Annotated in this window: 21 protein-coding genes; 15 read left to right on the top strand and 6 right to left on the bottom strand. The window is 60.1% G+C overall.

Annotated features, from left to right (window positions below):
* Positions 1–155: 155 nt before the first annotated feature.
* Positions 156–896 carry a DUF599 domain-containing protein gene (locus IE038_RS17380; protein ID WP_189395997.1) on the top strand — a complete coding sequence of 247 codons (741 nt, stop codon included), beginning with the start codon at positions 156–158 and terminating at the stop codon, positions 894–896.
* 104 nt (positions 897–1,000) lie between these two features.
* Here IE038_RS17380 and IE038_RS17375 read toward each other — a convergent pair whose 3' ends face one another.
* Positions 1,001–1,273, bottom strand: a complete 273-nt coding sequence (locus tag IE038_RS17375; protein ID WP_189395996.1) for a hypothetical protein — start codon at positions 1,271–1,273, stop codon at positions 1,001–1,003.
* 160 nt (positions 1,274–1,433) lie between these two features.
* Here IE038_RS17375 and IE038_RS17370 point away from each other — a divergent pair, with 160 nt between their 5' ends.
* The 4 genes from IE038_RS17370 to IE038_RS17355 all read left to right on the top strand — a co-directional run bounded on the left by IE038_RS17370 (position 1,434) and on the right by IE038_RS17355 (position 5,179).
* Positions 1,434–1,910: a PaaI family thioesterase gene (locus IE038_RS17370; RefSeq protein ID WP_189395995.1), complete on the top strand. Its 477-nt coding sequence runs from the start codon at positions 1,434–1,436 to the stop codon at positions 1,908–1,910.
* A complete protein-coding gene (locus IE038_RS17365; RefSeq protein WP_163931543.1) occupies positions 1,907–2,368 on the top strand; it encodes a PaaI family thioesterase in 462 nt (153 codons plus the stop codon). The genes IE038_RS17370 and IE038_RS17365 overlap by 4 nt, the downstream gene beginning before the upstream one ends.
* A 111-nt stretch (positions 2,369–2,479) precedes the next feature.
* Positions 2,480–4,384, top strand: coding sequence for a molecular chaperone HtpG (gene htpG / locus IE038_RS17360; RefSeq protein WP_189395994.1), 1,905 nt, complete (start codon positions 2,480–2,482; stop codon positions 4,382–4,384).
* Between the two features lie 69 nt (positions 4,385–4,453).
* Positions 4,454–5,179 carry a dienelactone hydrolase family protein gene (locus IE038_RS17355; RefSeq protein WP_163931546.1) on the top strand — a complete coding sequence of 242 codons (726 nt, stop codon included), beginning with the start codon at positions 4,454–4,456 and terminating at the stop codon, positions 5,177–5,179.
* 45 nt (positions 5,180–5,224) lie between these two features.
* Here IE038_RS17355 and IE038_RS17350 read toward each other — a convergent pair whose 3' ends face one another.
* The 5 genes from IE038_RS17350 to IE038_RS17330 all read right to left on the bottom strand — a co-directional run bounded on the left by IE038_RS17350 (position 5,225) and on the right by IE038_RS17330 (position 11,007).
* The gene (locus tag IE038_RS17350) at positions 5,225–6,085 is read right to left on the bottom strand and encodes a pirin family protein (protein ID WP_163931549.1); all 861 of its coding nucleotides are present in this window, start codon (positions 6,083–6,085) and stop codon (positions 5,225–5,227) included.
* 153 nt (positions 6,086–6,238) lie between these two features.
* On the bottom strand, positions 6,239–7,459 hold the full coding sequence (fabB, locus tag IE038_RS17345; protein WP_163931551.1) for a beta-ketoacyl-ACP synthase I: 1,221 nt from the start codon (positions 7,457–7,459) through the stop codon (positions 6,239–6,241).
* Positions 7,460–7,470: 11 nt separating this feature from the next.
* A complete protein-coding gene (fabA, locus tag IE038_RS17340) occupies positions 7,471–7,986 on the bottom strand; it encodes a 3-hydroxyacyl-[acyl-carrier-protein] dehydratase FabA (RefSeq protein WP_065759437.1) in 516 nt (171 codons plus the stop codon).
* Positions 7,987–8,188: 202 nt separating this feature from the next.
* Positions 8,189–10,120 carry a response regulator gene (locus IE038_RS17335; RefSeq protein WP_189395993.1) on the bottom strand — a complete coding sequence of 644 codons (1,932 nt, stop codon included), beginning with the start codon at positions 10,118–10,120 and terminating at the stop codon, positions 8,189–8,191.
* Positions 10,117–11,007, bottom strand: a complete 891-nt coding sequence (locus IE038_RS17330) for an ABC transporter substrate-binding protein (protein WP_163931554.1) — start codon at positions 11,005–11,007, stop codon at positions 10,117–10,119. The genes IE038_RS17335 and IE038_RS17330 overlap by 4 nt, the downstream gene beginning before the upstream one ends.
* A 311-nt stretch (positions 11,008–11,318) precedes the next feature.
* Here IE038_RS17330 and IE038_RS17325 point away from each other — a divergent pair, with 311 nt between their 5' ends.
* The 10 genes from IE038_RS17325 to kdpA all read left to right on the top strand — a co-directional run bounded on the left by IE038_RS17325 (position 11,319) and on the right by kdpA (position 19,353).
* Positions 11,319–12,344 (top strand): NAD(P)H-dependent glycerol-3-phosphate dehydrogenase, encoded by a 1,026-nt coding sequence (locus IE038_RS17325; RefSeq protein ID WP_163931557.1) that lies wholly within the window; start codon positions 11,319–11,321, stop codon positions 12,342–12,344.
* A gap of 16 nt (positions 12,345–12,360) precedes the next feature.
* Complete coding sequence (locus IE038_RS17320) at positions 12,361–12,708, top strand: DUF4389 domain-containing protein (protein WP_163931560.1); 348 nt, start codon at positions 12,361–12,363, stop codon at positions 12,706–12,708.
* Entirely contained in the window at positions 12,705–13,160 is a 456-nt protein-coding gene (gene sixA, locus IE038_RS17315) for a phosphohistidine phosphatase SixA (protein WP_189395992.1), read from the top strand. The genes IE038_RS17320 and sixA overlap by 4 nt, the downstream gene beginning before the upstream one ends.
* Before the next feature lie 43 nt (positions 13,161–13,203).
* Complete coding sequence (locus tag IE038_RS17310) at positions 13,204–13,647, top strand: hotdog fold thioesterase (RefSeq protein WP_163931566.1); 444 nt, start codon at positions 13,204–13,206, stop codon at positions 13,645–13,647.
* A 172-nt stretch (positions 13,648–13,819) separates the two neighbouring features.
* The gene (locus IE038_RS17305; RefSeq protein ID WP_163931569.1) at positions 13,820–14,614 is read left to right on the top strand and encodes an alpha/beta fold hydrolase; all 795 of its coding nucleotides are present in this window, start codon (positions 13,820–13,822) and stop codon (positions 14,612–14,614) included.
* Entirely contained in the window at positions 14,611–15,465 is an 855-nt protein-coding gene (locus tag IE038_RS17300) for an alpha/beta hydrolase (RefSeq protein WP_189395991.1), read from the top strand. Before IE038_RS17305 ends, IE038_RS17300 begins: the two co-directional genes overlap by 4 nt.
* Positions 15,466–15,577: 112 nt before the next feature.
* A complete protein-coding gene (locus IE038_RS17295; RefSeq protein WP_163931625.1) occupies positions 15,578–16,366 on the top strand; it encodes a DUF4892 domain-containing protein in 789 nt (262 codons plus the stop codon).
* 13 nt (positions 16,367–16,379) lie between these two features.
* Positions 16,380–17,429 carry an AI-2E family transporter gene (locus IE038_RS17290; RefSeq protein WP_163931572.1) on the top strand — a complete coding sequence of 350 codons (1,050 nt, stop codon included), beginning with the start codon at positions 16,380–16,382 and terminating at the stop codon, positions 17,427–17,429.
* Between the two features lie 131 nt (positions 17,430–17,560).
* On the top strand, positions 17,561–17,650 hold the full coding sequence (kdpF, locus tag IE038_RS17285) for a K(+)-transporting ATPase subunit F (protein ID WP_065759426.1): 90 nt from the start codon (positions 17,561–17,563) through the stop codon (positions 17,648–17,650).
* 8 nt (positions 17,651–17,658) lie between these two features.
* Positions 17,659–19,353: a potassium-transporting ATPase subunit KdpA gene (kdpA, locus tag IE038_RS17280; protein WP_189395990.1), complete on the top strand. Its 1,695-nt coding sequence runs from the start codon at positions 17,659–17,661 to the stop codon at positions 19,351–19,353.
* Positions 19,354–19,363: the final 10 nt, after the last annotated feature.

Below are 19,363 nucleotides of genomic sequence, written 5' to 3'. Positions count from 1 at the left end.
GTACGGAACCGTACGCACGGTGGTGTGAGAGGACGGCGGGTGTGAACTCGCCTCCTACTCGATTATGGGGTGGGACGTGTCTTTTTTCGCGATAAAGCGTCGAAAGGCCATCGATGCACTTTACTGTGCGCGAAACCTCTCGATCAGGACTGTCCATGAGCTTCATTCAAAGCAATCTGATTAATCTGCTGGCTGTTTGTTGGTTTGTTGTCTGCTGGGGTGGCTATACCCGTTATGCAACCTGGAAAGGGCGTGATACGGCATGCCTGGCCAGTGTTCTGCACCTGTACCGTGAAGACTGGATGCGTCGCATGTTGTTACGTGACAACCGGATCGCCGACGCCAGTGTGATTGGTAACCTGGAGCGTAACGCCTCGTTTTTTGCTTCCAGTACGCTGATTATTCTCGCCGGTATCCTGACGGTGCTCGGAGCATCGGACCGGGCATTGTCCTTGCTGGCTGATTTGCCGCTGGTGCAGCAAGCCTCGCAGAGCATGTCCGAGATCAAGCTGCTGTGCCTGGCCATGGTCTTTATCTATGCCTTTTTTACCTTCAGCTGGTGCATGCGTCAGTACAACTTTGCGGCGGTATTAGTCGGTTCTGCGCCAATGATTGGCGAGCGGCATGTCAGTGAGCAGGAGCGTAAAGCGTTTGCCTTGCGTGCGGCACGGGTTATTTCCCTGGCAGCCAACCAGTTCAACTTCGGGTTGCGTTCTTACTACTTCGGCCTGGCCTTGCTCAGTTGGTTCATCAACCCATGGTTATTCATGGCGATGAGTACAGGTGTTGTGTTGGTACTTTATCGTCGGGAATTCCATTCCGACGTGCTCGAAGTTATGGTCTTTACCCCGACAGAAGCACCGTTGGCAGAGGCCAACAAGGAACCTCAGGTTTGAACGGCGAGTGTTTTTCAGGGGTGTTGATGTTCAGGTCGACATGACATCGGTTTGGCAGGCATAAAAAAACCCGACAGCGTCGGGTTTTTTTGTCAGGCAACTGCTTAGTTAGCAGGCTTGGCTGGAGTTGCTTCTGGTGCTGGGGCAGCAGGCGCAGCAGCTTCAGCTTGATCTTTGGCAGCTTCGACGGTTTCTTTAGCAGCATCGACAGTTTCTTTAGCCGCTTCGTTCACTTTATCCTGAGCTTCTTCGACTTTCTGTTGAGCTTGCTCGACAGCCTTAGGTGCTTCTGGTGCCTTGGTTTCAGCCGCTTTGTCACAAGCAGCCAGACCCAGGGTAGCGGCCAGCATCAGGGCATAAGCAAAAGGTTTACGCATGGGGTGTTTCTCCTGGTGGAATACAGTTACTTGAACCCTTCGAGTTCAAGGCTGTGGAATAAGTTCCGCATACGATACAGATATATAAGTGTTGGATCCATATAGACTTTTTTCTAGGCTTGTGCATAAGCACGTATAACCCAGGGGGCGGCTGAAGACGATGAGCGAGACACCATTAATGGCGCAGGCTCAGCGCTTTCTTTCTGCACTTCGTCATTGCCAGTTACTGGGTATGCGTGTCGAGCAGTCTGACGCTGAGGGCATGACGCTGGTGTTGCCCTATTCGCCGAATATTGTCGGTAATCCACAGACGGGTGCGATTCATGGGGGTGCCCTGACCACCCTGATGGATACCACCTGTGGCATGGCCACACTGTGTGTGCTGCCGGTGTTTGAGGTGTGTCCGACCCTTGACCTGCGTATTGACTACATGCACCCCTCGGAGCCGGGGAAGGACATCTACGGCTATGCACAGTGTTACCGGGTCACCCGGGATGTGATCTTTGCCCGAGGCATGGCTTATCAGGATGATCCCCAGCGGCCGATTGCTCAGGTGGTCGGTACCTTTATGCGCCTGGGTAAAGCGGTAAAGGGCGGGCAGGGGTTCGCCAGTCAGCTCAAGGAGAGTGCCCAGTGATTCCGCGTGAGGTTCACCGGCAATTGCGCGCAGCCCATGCCGAGGGTAACTATGCGCCACTTCTGGCGTTGATTCCCTATGCCGGGCTGATTGGTATCGAGTGCAGTCGTCAGGGCGAAGATCTGCTGTTTCGTTTGCCCGCCAGCCCTGACAACATCGGCAATCCCTTGTTGCCGGCGATTCACGGGGGTGTGATTGCCGGGTTCATGGAGCTTTCGGCTGCACTCTATCTGCTGATTTTCAGTGAAAGCGCGGCCATCCCGAAAATCATCGACTTCTCGGTTGACTACCTTCGGGCTGGGCACGTCCGCGATACCTACGCCCAGTGCCAGCTCTGGCGTCAGGGGCGGCGAGTGACCAACGTTGCCATTACTGCCTGGCAGGGCAGTCAGGCCGAACCTATCGCCACTGCTCGCGCGCATTTCAAGATCGAAGAATTATCACCGCCCTTGAAATAGTACACAGTGCCCCCCATCTGTTGTTCATCCCGCTGCAACGGCCAGGGCGAGCGTTTCGATTGCGCCCACCTGGTCAGTGGCCACTGTCAATAGATTGGAGTTTTGAAGACCATGAGTGTGGAAACTCAAAAAGAAACCCTGGGCTTCCAGACCGAGGTGAAGCAACTACTGCACCTCATGATCCATTCGCTGTATTCGAACAAGGAAATTTTCCTTCGCGAATTGATTTCCAACGCCTCCGATGCAGTGGACAAGCTGCGTTTCGAAGCCCTGTCCAAACCAGAGCTGCTCGAAGGCGGCGCAGAGCTGAAAATCCGTGTGAGCTTCGACAAGGACGCAGGTACCGTCACCCTTGAGGATAACGGTATCGGCATGAGCCGTGAGGATGTCATCGCGCACCTGGGCACTATCGCCAAGTCCGGCACCGCCGATTTCATGAAAAACCTTACCGGCGACCAGAAGAAGGATTCGCACCTGATCGGTCAGTTCGGTGTAGGTTTCTACTCCGCGTTCATCGTCGCCGATAAGGTTGATGTGTTCAGTCGTCGCGCCGGCCTGTCCGCTGCCGAGGGCGTTCACTGGTCCTCCAAGGGTGAAGGCGAGTTTGAAGTCGCCACTGTCGAGAAAGCCGAGCGTGGTACCCGTATCGTCCTGCACCTGAAGAAGGATGAGACCGAGTTCGCCGATGGCTGGCGCCTGCGCAACGTCATCAAGAAGTACTCCGACCATATTGCCTTGCCGATCGAATTGCCGAAGCAGGTCGAGGCTGCAGAGGGTGAGGAAAAGCCGGCAGAAGTATGGGAAACCGTCAACCGAGCCAGCGCCCTGTGGACCCGTCCGCGCACCGAGATCAAGGACGAGGAGTATCAGGAGTTCTACAAGCACATCGGTCACGACTTTGAGAACCCGCTGGCCTGGAGCCACAACAAGGTCGAAGGCAAGCTGGAATACAACTCGCTGCTGTACGTACCGGCCCGTGCGCCGTTCGACCTGTATCAGCGTGAAGCGCCCCGTGGCCTGAAGCTGTACGTGCAGCGTGTGTTCATCATGGACCAGGCGGAGTCCTTCCTGCCGCTGTACCTGCGCTTCATCAAGGGTGTGGTCGACTCCAATGACCTGTCGCTGAACGTGTCGCGGGAAATCCTGCAGAAAGACCCGATCATCGACTCGATGAAGTCGGCACTGACCAAGCGCGTTCTGGACATGCTGGAGAAGCTGGCCAAGAACGAGCCTGAGCAATACAAAGGTTTCTGGAAGAATTTCGGTCAGGTCATGAAAGAAGGCCCGGCTGAAGACTTTGCCAACAAGGAGAAGATCGCCGGTCTTCTGCGTTTTGCCTCCACGCACGATGACAGTGGCGAGCAAAGCGTTTCCCTGGCCGACTACCTGGCACGCGCCAAGGAAGGTCAGGACAAGATTTATTTCCTCACCGGCGAGTCGTACGCGCAGGTCAAGAACAGCCCGCACCTGGAAGTCTTCCGCAAGAAAGGCATCGAAGTGCTGCTGCTGACTGACCGTATTGACGAGTGGTTGATGAGCTACCTCAGCGATTTCGACGGTAAGCAGTTTGTCGATGTGGCTCGCGGTGACCTGGACCTGGGCAAGCTGGACTCGGAAGAGGACAAAAAAGCTCAGGAAGAAGTCGCCAAGGAAAAAGAAGGCCTGGTCGAGCGCCTGAAAGGTGCGCTGGGCGACGCAGTCAGTGAAGTACGGGTTTCCCATCGTCTGACCGACTCGCCCGCCATTCTGGCCATCGGTGAGCAGGACCTGGGTCTGCAGATGCGCCAGATCCTCGAAGCCAGCGGCCAGAAGGTTCCGGACTCCAAGCCGATCTTCGAGTTCAACCCGAGCCATCCGCTGATCGAAAAACTGGACAACGAGCAGAGCGAAGACCGTTTCGCCGACTTCTCGCATATCCTCTTCGATCAGGCTGCTCTGGCAGCCGGTGACAGCTTGAAGGATCCGGCGGCGTATGTGCGCCGCTTGAACAAGCTGTTGGTTGAGCTGTCGGCTTGACCCGATGTTAGAGAAAGCCCGCTTCGGCGGGCTTTTTCATGAGCGCCTTATGCAATTTCGGAGGTCGTGATGAGCACAGTTGTTATCGAATCATTGGTGTATCAGCTGGATGGCAAGCCCTATGAGAGCCGGCTGCTGTTCACGCCAGGCAGTGCCGCGCAGCCTGGGTTGGTTATGGCACCGAACTGGATGGGGGTCAGCGCCGGTGCTGAAGCCATTGCCCGTGAAGTCGCGGCGCAGGGTTATGTGGTGTTGATTGCTGACCTGTACGGGCAGGCAGTGCGCCCTGGCAATGCCGAGCAGGCGGGGGCGGCAATGATGCCGCTAAAAAATGATCGGCGTGAATTGCGCAAGCGCATGCAGGCAGCGCTGACGCAACTGCGTCAGCAGGCGCGCGCTGCGCTGCTGCCTGGGCAGTTGGCGGCGTTCGGCTTTTGTTTCGGCGGTTGTTGTGCCCTGGAGTTGGCCCGTGATGGCGCACCGCTGAAGGCAGCGGTTTCCTTCCATGGGACGCTGGACACGCCACGCCCGGCTGACGCAGCCAATATCAAGGGAGCGGTGCTGGTCTTGCACGGTGCTGATGATCCATTGGTACCCAAGGATCAATTGCCGGCTTTCGAGGCTGAAATGAATGCGGCAAAGGTCGATTGGCAGTTGCTCAGCTACGGTGGTGCCGTGCACTCGTTCACCGATCCGGCAGCGAATACGCCAGGCATGATGATGTATGACGCCAAGACCGCCAAGCGGGCGTTCCAGGCCATGCACAACCTGCTTGACGAGGTGTTCCAGGCGTAACCCCAGAGGTGGCGCCAGGCAGCAACCTGCGGCCTGGCGCGTGCTTCACGGCAGCGCTATGCGCTCGTGCTCTCCGGGTACGGTCGGCCAGTCGCCGGCCGCCCAGCGTGCCCGGGCCTGTTCGATCAATGCCGGGTCGCTGGCAACGAAGTTCCAGTTCATCCGCCTCGGTCCATCCAGGGGCGCGCCGCCAATCAGTACCAGATGGCATTCGCCATCGGCGTACAGTGTCATTTCCTCGCCTTCTGGCAGCACCAGCAGGCTGCAGGGCTCTACCGGTTCATCGTTCAGGCTTGCTTCGCCTTCAAGCAGGTATAGCGCGCGTTGCTCATGCTCCAACGGGATCGTCAGGGTGGTCGTCGCCTGCATATGCACGTCGGCATAGAGGGTAGGCGAGAGCACCGGAACTGGGGACTCCAGGCAAAAACCTGTACCCGCAATCAGGCGGATGCTAACGCCGAGGTTATCGCGGGTTGGCAGGCTGGCGGCGGTGTAGTGGCTGTAATGCCCCGGGCCCTGTTCGGCATGTTTCGGTGAGGCCAGCCATACCTGCAGGCCATGCAGGCGTGAGCCGCGTGCGAGCAGGTCCGCAGGGGTGCGCTCGATATGGGCTACAGCACTACCCGCTGTCATCCAACTGACCTCGCCAGGTTTGACCCGTTGCTCTGAGCCCAGGCTGTCCTTGTGCAGGATTTCGCCTTCAAACAGGTAAGTGAGGGTGGAGAGGCCAATATGCGGGTGCTGGCGGATATTCATGCCACTGCCGGGGGCGTAGTCGGTCTTGAGCATGTGGTCGAAAAATACGAACGGCCCGACACTTCGGCATTTGGCTGACGGCAGCGGACGCAAAATAGGCTGCCCTTCGACGTCTTCGGCCCGAGGGCGAATGATCAGGGGGTGGCTCACGGTCTACTCCATGCTGGGGGGAATGTCGGCAGCATAGCGCGTCTGTGCAGGTGTGCGTTGATGGCGTTCACGCAGGTGCAGCGCGCAAGCACCTGTCTGGCACAAATAAAAACGCCCCGAACCAGTCGGGGCGTTTGTGTAAGGTGTTAAGCCTTACTTGCCTTGCCAGCGCTTGAGCACCAAGGTGGCGTTGGTGCCACCAAAGCCGAAGCTGTTGCTCATGACGGTGTCGATCTTGGCGTTTTCGCGGGTTTCGCGCAGGATCGGCATGTCGGCCACTTCTGGGTCCAGCTCTTCGATGTTGGCGGAGCCAGCAATGAAGTTGCCTTCCATCATCAGCATGCAGTAGATCGCTTCGTGAACGCCGGCGGCGCCCAGGGAGTGACCCGACAGGCTCTTGGTCGAGCTGATGGCAGGTGCCTTGTCGCCGAAGACTGCACGCACACCCTTGATTTCAGCGACATCGCCGACTGGCGTCGAGGTGCCGTGGGTGTTCAGGTAGTCGATCGGGGTGTCGACAGTGGACAGCGCTTGCTGCATGCAGCGAATAGCGCCTTCGCCACTTGGGGCAACCATGTCGTAACCATCGGAGGTCGCGCCGTAGCCAACGATTTCCGCGTAGATTTTTGCGCCACGGGCCAGAGCGTGTTCCAGCTCTTCGACCACGACCATGCCGCCACCACCGGCGATGACGAAACCGTCACGCTTGGCGTCGTAGGCACGGGAGGCTTTCTCCGGGGTTTCGTTGTACTGGCTGGACAGGGCGCCCATGGCGTCGAACAGGAACGACTGGCTCCAGTGCTCTTCTTCACCGCCACCGGCGAAGACGACGTCCTGTTTGCCCATCTGGATCTGTTCCATGGCGTTGCCAATGCAGTGTGCACTGGTGGCGCAGGCCGAAGCGATGGAGTAGTTCAGACCCTTGATCTTGAATGGCGTCGCCAGGCACGCAGAAACGGTGCTGCTCATGGTGCGGGTTACGCGGTACGGGCCAACACGCTTGACGCCTTTTTCACGCAGGATGTCCAGCGCTTCCATCTGGTTCAGGGTCGAGGCGCCGCCGGAGCCTGCGATCAGGCCGGTGCGCGGGTTCGAGACCTGGTCTTCGGACAGACCGGAGTCCTTGATCGCGTCCTGCATCGCCAGGTAGGCGTAGGCAGCGGCGTGGCCGACGAAGCGGTAAACCTTGCGGTCGATCAGTTCTTCGAGGTTGAGGTCAATAGAGCCGGAAACCTGGCTGCGCAGACCCATTTCCTTGTATTCCGGGTTGAAACGAATGCCCGGGCGGCTTGCACGCAGGTTGGCGGAGACGGTCTCTTTGTCATTGCCCAGGCACGAAACGATGCCCAGACCAGTGATAACGACGCGGCGCATGCGAATAACCCTTAGAAATTGTCAGTGGAGGTAAATACGCCGACCCGAAGGCCTTCGGCGGTGTAGATCTCGCGGCCATCGACTGCCACCGAACCATCGGCAATGGCCATGTTCAGCTTGCCCTTCAGGACGCGTTTGATGTGAATGTTGTAGGTGACTTTCTTGGCAGTCGGCAGAACCTGGCCAAAGAACTTGACCTCGCCGGAGCCCAGGGCGCGACCACGACCCGGCAGGCCTTGCCAGCCCAGGAAGAAGCCAACCAGTTGCCACATGGCGTCGAGGCCCAGGCAGCCAGGCATCACCGGGTCACCTTCAAAGTGGCAGGCGAAGAACCACAGGTCCGGGGTGATATCCAGCTCGGCGACCAATTCACCTTTGCCGTACTTGCCACCCTCTTCGCTGATATGGGTGATGCGATCAACCATCAGCATGTTCGGGGCGGGCAGTTGCGCGTTACCTGGGCCGAACAGCTCACCGCGACTGCAGCGCAGCAGGTCTTCCCGAGTAAAGGCGTTTTGTTTGGTCATGCGAGCTCCTCAATAATCCGGTGCGGCAGGGGCGAATCTTCCCGGCCGACCCAAGGGGTTTGAACCTGGGACGGCAGCCTACACATAGACTATTGCGTTGTAGTGAAAGTCACAGCACAGGGACGAAGATGTACACTTGTGCACTGAAATTTTTTTTCAAGACCCGGATGGGCCTCGATTCAGTCTCTAAGACTGCCGCAATTTAGCATTTATCGCCAGTCGCCGCTGCGTCAGCGGGTAACCAACGTTGCAGAATTTGTTGTAAATCTGTGCGTTTGAACGGTTTGGTCAGGTAATCGTTCATTCCGGCGGCCAGACAACGCTCGCGATCGCCCAGCAGAGCATTGGCGGTCAAGGCAATGATCGGTAACGCTTTGTCCCTGGGTTGCTGGCGGATTCGACGGGTGGCTTCGTAGCCATCGATCACGGGTAGACGGCAATCCATCAGCACCGCGGCAAAACGCTGACGAGCGGTCTGGGTCACGGCCTGAGCACCGTCGACGGCCACGCACACCTCATACCCCAGGCTGCGCAGCATGGCTTCGATGACGGTCTGGTTGACCGGGTTGTCCTCTACCAGCAGGATTTTCCTTCCCTGGCCATTGTCCTCATCGATCAGCACGCTGGGCTGTCGCATGGGCTGCGGCTTGGCCGCCAGGGCCAGGGGGATTTCAAAGGTGAAGGTCGAGCCCTGGCCTTCGCGGCTTTCGGCACGCAGGTTGCCGCCCATGCGTTCCGCCAGGGTTCGTGCAATCGACAGCCCCAGGCCCGTGCCGCCATAGCGCCGGGAAATCGAACTGTCAGCTTGCTGGAAGGCGACGAACATCATCTCCAGCTGCTGGCTGTCGATGCCGATACCCGTGTCGCGTACTGCGCAACTGAACCAGATCAATTGGCGGTCGAGCACTTGCCAGTACGGTTCGATTTGTACATTGCCACGTTCAGTGAACTTCAAGGCGTTGCCAATCAGGTTGACCAGTACCTGGCGGATGCGTGTCGGGTCGCCGACCACCTGCAACTGCTCGATGCCCGGCGGCAGGCGCAATTGCAGGTCCAAGGCGCGCTGCTGGGCTGTGTGCTGGAACGCCTGGGTGCAACTGCCGATCAATTCGGCCAGGTTGAAGGAAATGTGCTCCAGTTCCAGCGTTGTGCTCTCGATCCGCGAAAAATCGAGAATGTCGTTGATGACCTTGAGCAGATGGCCAGTCGACTCTGTGGCCACGGCGGCATAGTCGGCCTGTTCTTCGCTCAGTGGGGTGGTTTCCAGCAGCTGCAGCATCCCCAGTACACCGTTCATCGGTGTGCGCAGTTCATGGCTCATCATCGCCAGGAAGTCTGATTTGGCCTTGTTCGCCTGTTCGGCTTCTTCGCGGGCCTGAATCAGTTGCGCGATGGCCTGCTGCTGTTCGTGACTGGCCTTGGCCAGGGCGCTGGCGAGGTTGTTGATGTGCCGCGAGAGGTTGCCCAGTTCGGTGTCGTCCACCACCGGCAGGGGTGACTTGAAGTCCCCTTGCTGGATCGCCTTGACTGCCTGGCTCATGTCGCTGATGGGCTTGGCCAGGCTACGGGCCAGGCGGCGGGCCAGCAAGAAGGTGAAGATCAGGGCGAACAGCGCGAGTATCGCGGCCTTGATCACGATTTCCTGCTGCCGTTCACTGAAGGCGTCGTCAGACATGCCGACGATGACCCGGCCCAGGTAGTCATCTCCGGGCGCCGAGGCAGGCAGGCCACCGTTGTGCAGGAAGTCGTTGTCCAGGGGGATTTGCTGCAGGCGTATCGGCGCCTGGAACACTTCAACCTGTTGCACGCGCTTGTCGTTTTCTCCGGGTTGCTCGACATGCACCAGGATACGGTTGGTGTTGTCCTGAACTTCCAGGAAGCGCACATGGGGGATGCTCAGGGTGGCGCGCATCAGGCTTTCGAGCACGTCCCCGTTACCGGCAATCACGCCATACTCCGAGGCAGGGGCCAGTTGGTTGGCGATCAGTTGGCCGGTGTGGTTGAGCTCCTGGCGCAAGTCCTGGATGCGTACGAAGGTGAAGAAACCGATCAGCAACAGCGTTAGCAGCAGCGCAGGGCCAAGGCTGATCATCTGCGTGCGGGTATGGATGTCCCGGCTCAAGCGCAGGTTCATGGGGTGGGTTCTCCTTCAGCCAGGACCTTGGTCGCGGCAACGGGATCAATCGGCTCCAGCCCCAGGGCGCGTGCCACTTGCGGGTTGCCGACGACGCCGAAATGTTCAGGGTAGTGCGTGCGGGGCCATTTAGCCGGTGCCTGGTCGAGCAGTCGGTCCAGCACGCGCAGCCAGTCCTGCTGGTCGCTGAAGGTGCTGGCCAGGCCGCCGGCCTTGACGAACCCGGCCGTAGGGCCGATCAAGGGCATCTGCCGGGCATAGCTGCTGAGCAGGAGGTTCTTGACGGTACGCGGGTTGTACAGGTTTGGGTCATCCAGGCCGAGCACGACGTCACTGTCTTGCAGCAGTGCTTGCAACGGGCGGTTATCGCGAGGGTCCGGCCAGGCTTGGGCGTTGATCCGCAGGCCTAGCAGGCGAGCACTCTGATTCAACTCATCAAGCAGGAAGCGGCTGTGTTCGCTGTAAAGCACGCCAATACGTCGCGCCTGCGGCAGCAGGTAACGAATAAGGCGCAACTGGCGTGCAGGCGGTGGATCGCTCCAGAGCATGCTGAGGTAGGGTGGCGGCAGGCGCCCCAGTCGCTGGTTGGCCTGGACCCGGCTTATGCGCAGCGCCAGTGCCGGTGGCCCGGCCGTTTCAGCCAAGCGCCAGTCGAGGGCTGCGGTGTCGAGCAGGATCAGTCGGGTTGCCGGGTTCATACGTCCCGGTGCAGGCAGTTCGGCGACGGGCAGGAAGCGTACCTGATCAGCGCGACGCTGTTGCTCCAGCGCGTGGACAAAGGTGCGCACGCCGGGGCTGTCTGTTGCGGCCGTGAGCAGGATGTCCTGCGCCGCAGCCGTCAGTGACCACAGCCAGGCCAGCAGCAGTGCGCCCATAAACCTGCGCATCAGTTGCTCAGCTCCGCGCTGGCATCAAGCACCTGAGACCGCTCCTGACGATTGTTCAGGTACGGGGCGACAGGCAACGCATGGCCGCTTACCACAAGGGTCAGCAACAAACGTAGTCTTGAAGGAACGGGGCCAAGTGGCACGGCGCGGCCTTTTTACGGATACAAATCGGGCATGTTAACCGAGTAGCCGGTATTTTCCAGTTGTCTGAGGGCAACGCCGGCGATGATTCGCATATCTGGCGCTGGCTCTGTCACTATCGCGCCGTATAATGCTGGCGTCGCCACATTTTTGGCATTAACGGATTGAATATGACTGAACAGCAACCGGTTGCAGTTCTGGGAGGCGGTAGTTTCGGCACCGCGGTGGCGAATCTGCTGGCTGAACATGGTGTCGGGGTACGCCAGTGGATGCGCGACCCCGAACAGGCCGAGGCCATGCGTCGCAATCGTGAGAATCCGCGTTACCTCAAGGGTGTGAAACTTCACCCCGGGGTAGAGCCGGTCACCGACCTGTTGGCGACGCTCCAGGGTAGCGAACTGATCTTTGTCGCACTGCCCTCCAGCGCATTGCGCGCCGTTCTGTCCCCCCATGCCGGGCTGCTCAGCGGCAAGATGCTGGTCAGTCTGACCAAGGGTATCGAGGCCCAGAGCTTCAAGCTGATGAGCCAGATCCTTGAAGAAATCGCACCGCAGGCGCGCATTGGCGTGCTGTCCGGGCCGAACCTTGCCCGCGAGGTGGCCGAGCACGCGCTCACCGCGACGGTGGTCGCCAGCGAAGATGAAGCGCTCTGCCGTAGCGTCCAGGCTGTGCTCCATGGTCGAACCTTTCGTGTCTATGCCAGCAGCGACCGCTTTGGTGTCGAACTGGGTGGGGCGCTGAAGAACGTCTACGCCATTATTGCAGGCATGGCTGTGGCCCTGGGTATGGGCGAGAACACCAAGAGCATGCTGATCACCCGTGCACTGGCGGAAATGACCCGTTTCGCCGTCAGCCAGGGGGCCAACCCGATGACCTTTCTTGGCCTTGCCGGGGTGGGCGACCTGATTGTCACCTGCTCCTCGGCCAAGAGCCGCAACTACCAGGTTGGGTATGCACTGGGCCAGGGGTTGAGCCTGGAGCAGGCGGTCAGCCAGTTGGGGGAAGTGGCCGAAGGCGTCAATACCCTCAAGGTGCTCAAGGTCAAGGCCCAGGAGTTGCAGGTCTACATGCCGCTGGTGGCCGGGCTTCATGCGATCCTGTTCGAAGGGCGTACGCTGAATCAGGTGATCGAGTTGTTGATGCGTGGCGAACCGAAGACCGATGTCGACTTCATTTCCACCAGTGGTTTCAACTGAACGACAGGAGCAGTAGATGAACGAATCCCCGAAACAGGCCCAATGCGAATCGATTGGTCTGCGTATCCTCTGGATGCTGGTGTTCCTGGTGGTGTGGCAACTGGCCGAGCTGTTGCTGGGCGGCCTGGTACTGGTGCAGTTGGTCTATCGGCTGATCTATGGGGCGCCGAGTGCCAGCCTGATGAATTTCGGTGACAGCCTCAGCCAGTACCTGGCGCAGATTGGCCGTTTCGGCAGCTTTCACAGCGACCAGAAGCCCTGGCCATTTGCTGACTGGCCAAGCCCGCGCGCCGCGGAAGGCGAAGCCCCTCACAGCGTACCTGCGGCGGCGCATCCGGTGCGTGATGAGGAGCCTAAGCTATGAAGCTCTGGGTGCTGCGTCATGGTGAGGCCGAGGCGCGCGCCCATAGCGATGCCGAGCGCCGTCTGACCGAACATGGCCGTGAGCAGGTATTGCGCAGTGCCGCGCAGTTGCTCGGGCAGCCGCTGCAAGCGGTCCTGGCCAGTCCTTATGTGCGTGCACAACAGACGGCCATGCTGGTCTGCGACGCGCTGTCCTTCGACAAGCCCCTGATCACCGTACCGTGGTTGACCCCAGAGAGCGGAGCCGACCAGGTGATCGCCGAGCTCGACAAACTGGGCCTGGAGCATGTGCTGTTGGTCAGCCATCAGCCCTTGGTCGGCACGCTGGTGGGGATGCTTGAGCAGGGTCATCGACGTGAGCCGCAGCCGATGGGCACCGCCACGCTCGCCGAGCTTGAGGGCGACTGGCCGTTGGCCGGCTTGATGACCTTGCGTAGCCTGAGTCATCCTTGACCTTGCCCCAATCCAGAACACCAGAACAATAAAGGACTCGCCCATGAGCATCTGGTACACCCAGCCTGATATCGACCAGCTCAATCACCAGCAGAAAAATACCATTGGCGAGGTACTGGACATCCGTTTCGAGTCGTTCAGCGACGACTCGCTAACGGCCAGCATGGTGGTCGACCAGCGTACCCGCCAACCGTTCGGCTTGCTGCATGGGGGCGCGTCGGTGGTGCTGGCCGAAACCGTGGGCTCCATGGCCAGCTACTTGTGTATCGACCCGGAAAAATTCTACTGCGTGGGCCTTGAAGTCAACGCCAACCACCTGCGTGGCTTGCGCAGTGGCCGGGTTACCGCAACGGCGCGACCGGTGCATATCGGGCGCAGTACCCACGTATGGGACATCCGTCTGAGTGCCGAGGAGGGCAAGACCAGCTGTATTTCACGGTTGACGATCGCCGTCATTGCACTGGGCGAGGATACCCCCAGCCGTTGAATGCGCGGATGATTCAGGCCGTTGCGCCCAGGTTGCCTTCGGCCTGGCGTGGTTGACGAGCCTTGTCACCGTTCTATTGACCTGATTGCCGTCTCTGATGGCTTTTCCGGACATTGCCCCGCGCAGAGTCGGCGCGGACAATAATGCCATTACTCCACTCGGACGGGCGGCCATGTCGCAGCAGATCTTCTTCGCTCATGCCAACGGTTTCCCATCGGCCACCTACGGCAAGCTTTTCGCTGCTCTGGCGCCTGACTACCAGGTCAGCCATCTGCCTCAGCATGCCCATGACCCGCGTTTTCCCGTCAACGACAACTGGCAGAGCCTGGTCGACGAGTTGATCCACCATCTGCAGCAGCAGCCTGCGCCGGTCTGGGGGGTTGGGCATTCCCTGGGGGGCGTGTTGCACCTGCATGCGGCCATGCGCTGCCCACAGTTTTACCGCGGTGTCGTGATGCTGGATTCGCCGGTGCTGACACGCGCTGACGAGTGGCTGATACGCACGGCCAAGCGCTTTGGTTTCATTGATCGCCTCACACCGGCCGGGCGTACCCTGGGCCGACGCGAGGCGTTTCCCGATCGCGAGACTGCGCGGGCCTACTTCACAGGCAAGACCCTGTTTCGCAATTTTGACCCTGACTGCCTCGACGCTTACCTGCAGCATGGGCTCGAGGAGGCAGAGAATGCACTGCGTCTGCGCTTCGATCCAGCCACTGAAATCAGCATCTACCGCAGCCTGCCGCATGTCAGCCCCGGGCACGTCCGTCAGGTATCGATCCCGCTGGCGATGGTGCGCGGCAGCCACAGTCGGGTGATCAAGCGTCACCATGCCTACGCAGTTCGTCGCATGCCGCGTGGAGAATTTCACAGTGTGCCCGGCGGGCACATGTTTCCGTTGGAGCGCCCCACTGATACGGCCAGCCTGCTCAAGGGGTTGTTCGACCGCTGGCAGGAGCACAGTGTATGAAGGGGCCGGTTGAAGAGGTGCGCCTGAACCTGGGGCACATCGAGTTGGCGGCGCAACTGTTCGGCCCGGCCGATGGCCGTCCGGTGATTGCGTTGCACGGCTGGCTTGATAACGCCAACAGTTTTGCTCGACTGGCCCCGAAGCTGACGGGGCTGCGTGTTGTCGCCCTGGACCTGGCTGGGCATGGTCTCTCCGGGCACCGCCCGCCGGGGGCCGGTTATGCGCTGTGGGACTATGCCTTCGACGTGTTGAGGCTCGCCGAGCACTTGGGGTGGGAACGGTTTTCCCTGATAGGGCATTCCTTGGGGGCAATCGTATCGGTGGTGCTGGCGGGGTCGGTGCCTGAACGCATCGGGCGTCTGGCCCTGATTGACGGTGTTGTCCCGCCGACCGCCGGCGAGGAAGACACGGCCGAGCGCATGGGCATGGCTCTGCAGGCGCAGTTGCGCCACGGCAAAAAGCCCAAGCCGGTGTATGCAACGCTGGAGCAAGCGGTCGAGGCGCGCATGAAGGGTGTGGTGGCGGTGAGTCGTGAGGCGGCAGAGCTGCTCGCCCAACGGGGTCTGGTTACCGTGCCGGGTGGTTTTACCTGGCGCAGCGACAGCCGTCTGACATTACCCTCGGCGCTACGCTTGAGTGATGAGCAGGCCCAGAGTTTCGTGCGCCGCATTGCTTGCCCGGCACAGTTGATCGTGGCCGCGGACGGCATGTTGGCGCGGCACACGTCCTTGCTTGAGCAGCTACCCTTTGAGCAGAAACAACTGCCGGGTGGCCACCACCTGCACCTGAACGATGAGGCCGGCGCTTCCCTTGTCGCAGACTGTTTCAATCGCTTCTTTGCCATTTCTTGACTTGCAGCTGGCAACTGTCGAGGCTTGGCGGGTTGAACAGGGAGACAACCATGATCAAGTGCAACACTGCCTCACCTCGCAGCGCCCTTCAGGGCGTGGCGTGCCGATGAATATGACGAGCCTGAAATCTGCCATTTCCGCCCTGGCCTTGCTCGTTGCCGGGCCGCTGGTCGCCGCCGAACTGCCGGTACCGACGGATGCAAAAGTGGTCGATCAACATGCCGCAACCGAACAGGAACGCGTTTATCCGCTAGGGGCCTTGCGCAAGATCAGCGGCCAATTGCGCATGGAGAACAAGATTGAAAGCCGTGGCCTGCTCAGTTCAGTGACCTGGCAGTTGCCGGTCGAGCGAACCGCCAGCGAGGCCTTCACGCAGGCACGAGAAGCCTTGCAGGCACAGGGCGGCCAGGTCTTGTTCTGGTGTGAGGCGCGCGACTGTGGCGAGAGCAACCTCTGGGCCAATGACGTGTTTGGCAATGCCCGGCTCTATGGTTCCGATGAACAACAGGCCTTTGTGCTCCTGCGCCTGGGTGCACCAGCGCAAGACACCTTGATCGCCGTGTATGGCATCACCCGTGGAAACAAGCGGGCGTATCTGCATACCGAGCAATTTGTCGCCAGCGCACCACTGGCGGTTGTTTTACCGACCCCGGCAACGGTGCTGCGTGAGCTGCGCAGTACCGGCAAGCTGGACTATCCCGACCTGAGTGGTGAGCCTCTGGCGGACTGGGTTGTGCTGCTTGGACGCAGTTTGAACCTGGACAGCACCCTGCGTGTCACACTGTCGGGTACTCAGGCTGAAGCCTGGCGCGAGCAGTTGATCAAGGCCGGTGTGCGCGCCACTCGGTTGGAGGTCGGCCAAGGCGGCGCTAGCGGCCTGCACGTTGAATTGATTCACTGACTGGGGAGCCACCATGCCTAGTAACGACCGACTGCTGGTACAGATAATTCTGTTGGGGTTGCTCGGGGCCGGCCTTTGGGTGATGGCTCCGTTTTTCTCCGCGTTGCTTTGGGGGGCGATCCTGGCGTATGCCAGTTGGCCGCTGATGCGCCTGTTGACGCGTGTGCTGGGCAACCGTGAGGCCCTGGCCGCAGCGCTCCTGACCTCGCTGTGGATTTTACTGGTGGCCTTGCCGCTGGTCTGGCTGGGTTTCAATCTGGTGGACCATGTTCGTGATGCCACGGCATTCATTCGAGACGTACAGGTGGACGGTCTGCCCGATGCGCCGAGCTGGTTGGGCAGTATCCCGCTGATCGGCGCACGCCTGGTGGGTATCTGGGTCGCTGTCGACCAGCAAGGTGTGGCCATGCTGGCCAATCTCAAGCCTTACCTGGGCCAGGTCGGCAACTGGTTGCTGGCGCGCAGTGCACAGATCGGCAGCGGCATGCTCGAAATTGTCCTGAGCCTGGTGTTCGTGTTCTTTTTCTACCGTGACGGGCCGCGTCTGGCCGCGTTTGTCCTGAGCCTGTTGGGTCGCCTGATCGGTGAGCGTGCCGGTTACTACCTCGACCTGGTCGCCGGAACCGTGCAACGGGTGGTCAATGGCGTGATCGGCACGGCGGCGGCCCAGGCCTTGCTGGCATTGATTGGTTTCTTGATTGCAGGCATCCCGGGTGCGCTGGTGTTGAGCATCATTACCTTCATGCTCAGCCTGATCCCCATGGGCCCGCCACTGGCCTGGATACCCGCCACCGCGTGGCTGGTCTGGAAGGGCGAATACGGTATGGCGGTGTTCCTTGGCATATGGGGCATGTTCATCATCAGTGGCGTCGACAACGTGCTCAAACCCTACTTGATCAGCCGTGGTGGTGACCTGCCGCTGGTGATTGTCCTGCTTGGCGTGTTTGGTGGCTTGCTGGCGTTCGGTTTCATTGGTTTGTTCATCGGCCCAACCTTGCTCGCAGTGGCCTACAGCCTGCTGCTGGACTGGGCGCGCAGCGAGCCTGACTCGCCGCGTACCTGACCTTGCTGTAGCGCCGTCGGCGATCTTTACGCACTCTTTATACCTTCATCAGGTACTCGCTCTCGTTCCTTTACAGCCTCTCTTCCGACAATGACCGTCAGCGGCACTGTGCTGCGAGACGGAGAGTTGTGATGAGCATTCTGGACGGGGTGTCACTGCTGCTGGCAGTGGCGTTGTGGGTTTATCTGATGGCCGCGCTGTTGCGCGCGGACAGGGGCTAGGAGTGGCCATGCACAGTTACGATTACGCGTTGCTGCTGGCATTTTTCGCCATCGTCTTGTTGCCGGCACCTTGGCTTGGCCGCTTCTACTACAAGGTCATGGAGGGGCAGCGTACCTGGCTGACACCGATCCTCGGGCCAGTGGAGCGGGGCTGCTATCGGATTGCGGGTGTCGATCCGGGTACTGAGCAGAGCTGGCAGACGTACACGCTGGCCCTGCTGGCGTTCAACCTGAGCGGTTTTTTGCTGGTGTTCGGTGTACTGCTACTGCAAGGCTACCTGCCGCTCAACCCGCAACACTTGCCGGGGCAGGAATGGTCGTTGGCCTTCAACACCGCCGTCAGTTTCATGACCAACACCAACTGGCAGTCCTACAGCGGTGAGGCCTCGGTCAGCTACCTGAGCCAGATGCTGGGCCTGACGGTGCAGAACTTCGTCAGTGCTGCCACAGGGCTTGCCGTGCTGGTTGCGTTGTGTCGCGGCATTGCCCGGCGCTCGGCGAGTACCTTGGGTAACTTCTGGGTCGACATGACTCGCGCCACCCTCTATGGCTTGCTGCCGCTTTGCCTGGTACTGGCGTTGTTGCTGGTCTGGCAGGGGGTGCCACAAACCTTGAGCGACTACGTCAAGGCCGTCACCCTGCAAGGCGTCGAGCAGGTTATTCCGCTGGGGCCGGCTGCCAGCCAGATTGCAATCAAGCAACTGGGTACCAACGGTGGTGGCTTCTTTGGGGTTAACTCGGCGCATCCGTTTGAGAACCCCAGTGCCTGGAGCAACCTCTTCGAGGTGTCTTCAATCATCCTCATTCCGGTGGCGCTGGTGTTCACGTTTGGCCACTACGTCAAGGATCTGCGCCAAAGCCGGGCGATCATCGCCTGCATGCTTGCGTTGTTCTTGATCGGTGGTGCGACGGCACTGTGGTCCGAGTACCAGGCCAACCCTGCACTGAGCAACCCTCAGGTCGAACAGGCTGCGCCGCTTGAAGGCAAGGAAAGCCGCTTCGGCACCACGGGTAGCGTGTTATGGACGGTCACCACGACGGCGGCCTCCAATGGCTCGGTGAACAACATGCACGACAGCCTCAACCCGATCAGCAGCATGGTGGCGATGGTCAACATGATGGTGGGGGAGGTGATTTTTGGCGGGGTGGGTGCCGGGCTCTACGGCATGCTGCTGAACGTGCTGATCGCCGTGTTCCTGGCGGGCCTGATGATCGGTCGAACCCCCGAGTACCTGGGCAAGAAACTGCAGGCGCGTGAGGTGCAATTGCTGGTGGCAACCCTGCTGGTGATGCCGCTCGGTGTGCTGGTGCTCGGTGCGCTGGCGACCAGCTTGCCTGGCCCTGCTGGCGCTGTGAGCAACCCGGGTGCCCACGGTTTCAGCCAATTGCTGTATGCCTACACCTCGGCCAGTGCCAACAACGGTTCAGCCTTCGCCGGGTTGGGTGCGAACACCACGTTCCACAACGTGATGCTTGGCCTGGGCATGCTCATTGGCCGCTTTGGTTACATTCTCCCGGTACTGGCCCTGGCCGGCAGCCTGGCGCTGAAGAAAACCGCGCCGGTAGGGCAGAACAGCTTTCCGACCCATGGTCCGCTGTTTGTCACCTTGCTGCTGGTCACCATCCTGTTGATCGGTGGCCTGACCTTCCTGCCGGCCCTGGCCTTGGGCCCGGTCGCTGAACACCTGAGCCTGGGCTTCTAAGGAGAGAATC

The organism is Pseudomonas laurentiana, from assembly GCF_014648275.1.
Lineage (GTDB): Bacteria > Pseudomonadota > Gammaproteobacteria > Pseudomonadales > Pseudomonadaceae > Aquipseudomonas > Aquipseudomonas laurentiana.
The sequence above is the reverse complement of the archived record's forward strand: the minus strand, read 5'-3'. Positions and strand labels throughout refer to the sequence as shown.

Coding starts and splice junctions, on each gene's coding strand:
- IE038_RS17380 (WP_189395997.1), top strand. CDS start 156: ATGAGCTTCATTCAAAGCAATCTGATTAATCTGCTGGCTGTTTGTTGG.
- IE038_RS17375 (WP_189395996.1), bottom strand. CDS start 1,273: ATGCGTAAACCTTTTGCTTATGCCCTGATGCTGGCCGCTACCCTGGGT.
- IE038_RS17370 (WP_189395995.1), top strand. CDS start 1,434: ATGAGCGAGACACCATTAATGGCGCAGGCTCAGCGCTTTCTTTCTGCA.
- htpG (WP_189395994.1), top strand. CDS start 2,480: ATGAGTGTGGAAACTCAAAAAGAAACCCTGGGCTTCCAGACCGAGGTG.
- IE038_RS17355 (WP_163931546.1), top strand. CDS start 4,454: ATGAGCACAGTTGTTATCGAATCATTGGTGTATCAGCTGGATGGCAAG.
- fabB (WP_163931551.1), bottom strand. CDS start 7,459: ATGCGCCGCGTCGTTATCACTGGTCTGGGCATCGTTTCGTGCCTGGGC.
- fabA (WP_065759437.1), bottom strand. CDS start 7,986: ATGACCAAACAAAACGCCTTTACTCGGGAAGACCTGCTGCGCTGCAGT.
- IE038_RS17335 (WP_189395993.1), bottom strand. CDS start 10,120: ATGAACCTGCGCTTGAGCCGGGACATCCATACCCGCACGCAGATGATC.
- IE038_RS17330 (WP_163931554.1), bottom strand. CDS start 11,007: ATGCGCAGGTTTATGGGCGCACTGCTGCTGGCCTGGCTGTGGTCACTG.
- IE038_RS17325 (WP_163931557.1), top strand. CDS start 11,319: ATGACTGAACAGCAACCGGTTGCAGTTCTGGGAGGCGGTAGTTTCGGC.
- IE038_RS17320 (WP_163931560.1), top strand. CDS start 12,361: ATGAACGAATCCCCGAAACAGGCCCAATGCGAATCGATTGGTCTGCGT.
- sixA (WP_189395992.1), top strand. CDS start 12,705: ATGAAGCTCTGGGTGCTGCGTCATGGTGAGGCCGAGGCGCGCGCCCAT.
- IE038_RS17310 (WP_163931566.1), top strand. CDS start 13,204: ATGAGCATCTGGTACACCCAGCCTGATATCGACCAGCTCAATCACCAG.
- IE038_RS17305 (WP_163931569.1), top strand. CDS start 13,820: ATGTCGCAGCAGATCTTCTTCGCTCATGCCAACGGTTTCCCATCGGCC.
- IE038_RS17300 (WP_189395991.1), top strand. CDS start 14,611: ATGAAGGGGCCGGTTGAAGAGGTGCGCCTGAACCTGGGGCACATCGAG.
- IE038_RS17295 (WP_163931625.1), top strand. CDS start 15,578: ATGACGAGCCTGAAATCTGCCATTTCCGCCCTGGCCTTGCTCGTTGCC.
- IE038_RS17290 (WP_163931572.1), top strand. CDS start 16,380: ATGCCTAGTAACGACCGACTGCTGGTACAGATAATTCTGTTGGGGTTG.
- kdpF (WP_065759426.1), top strand. CDS start 17,561: ATGAGCATTCTGGACGGGGTGTCACTGCTGCTGGCAGTGGCGTTGTGG.
- kdpA (WP_189395990.1), top strand. CDS start 17,659: ATGCACAGTTACGATTACGCGTTGCTGCTGGCATTTTTCGCCATCGTC.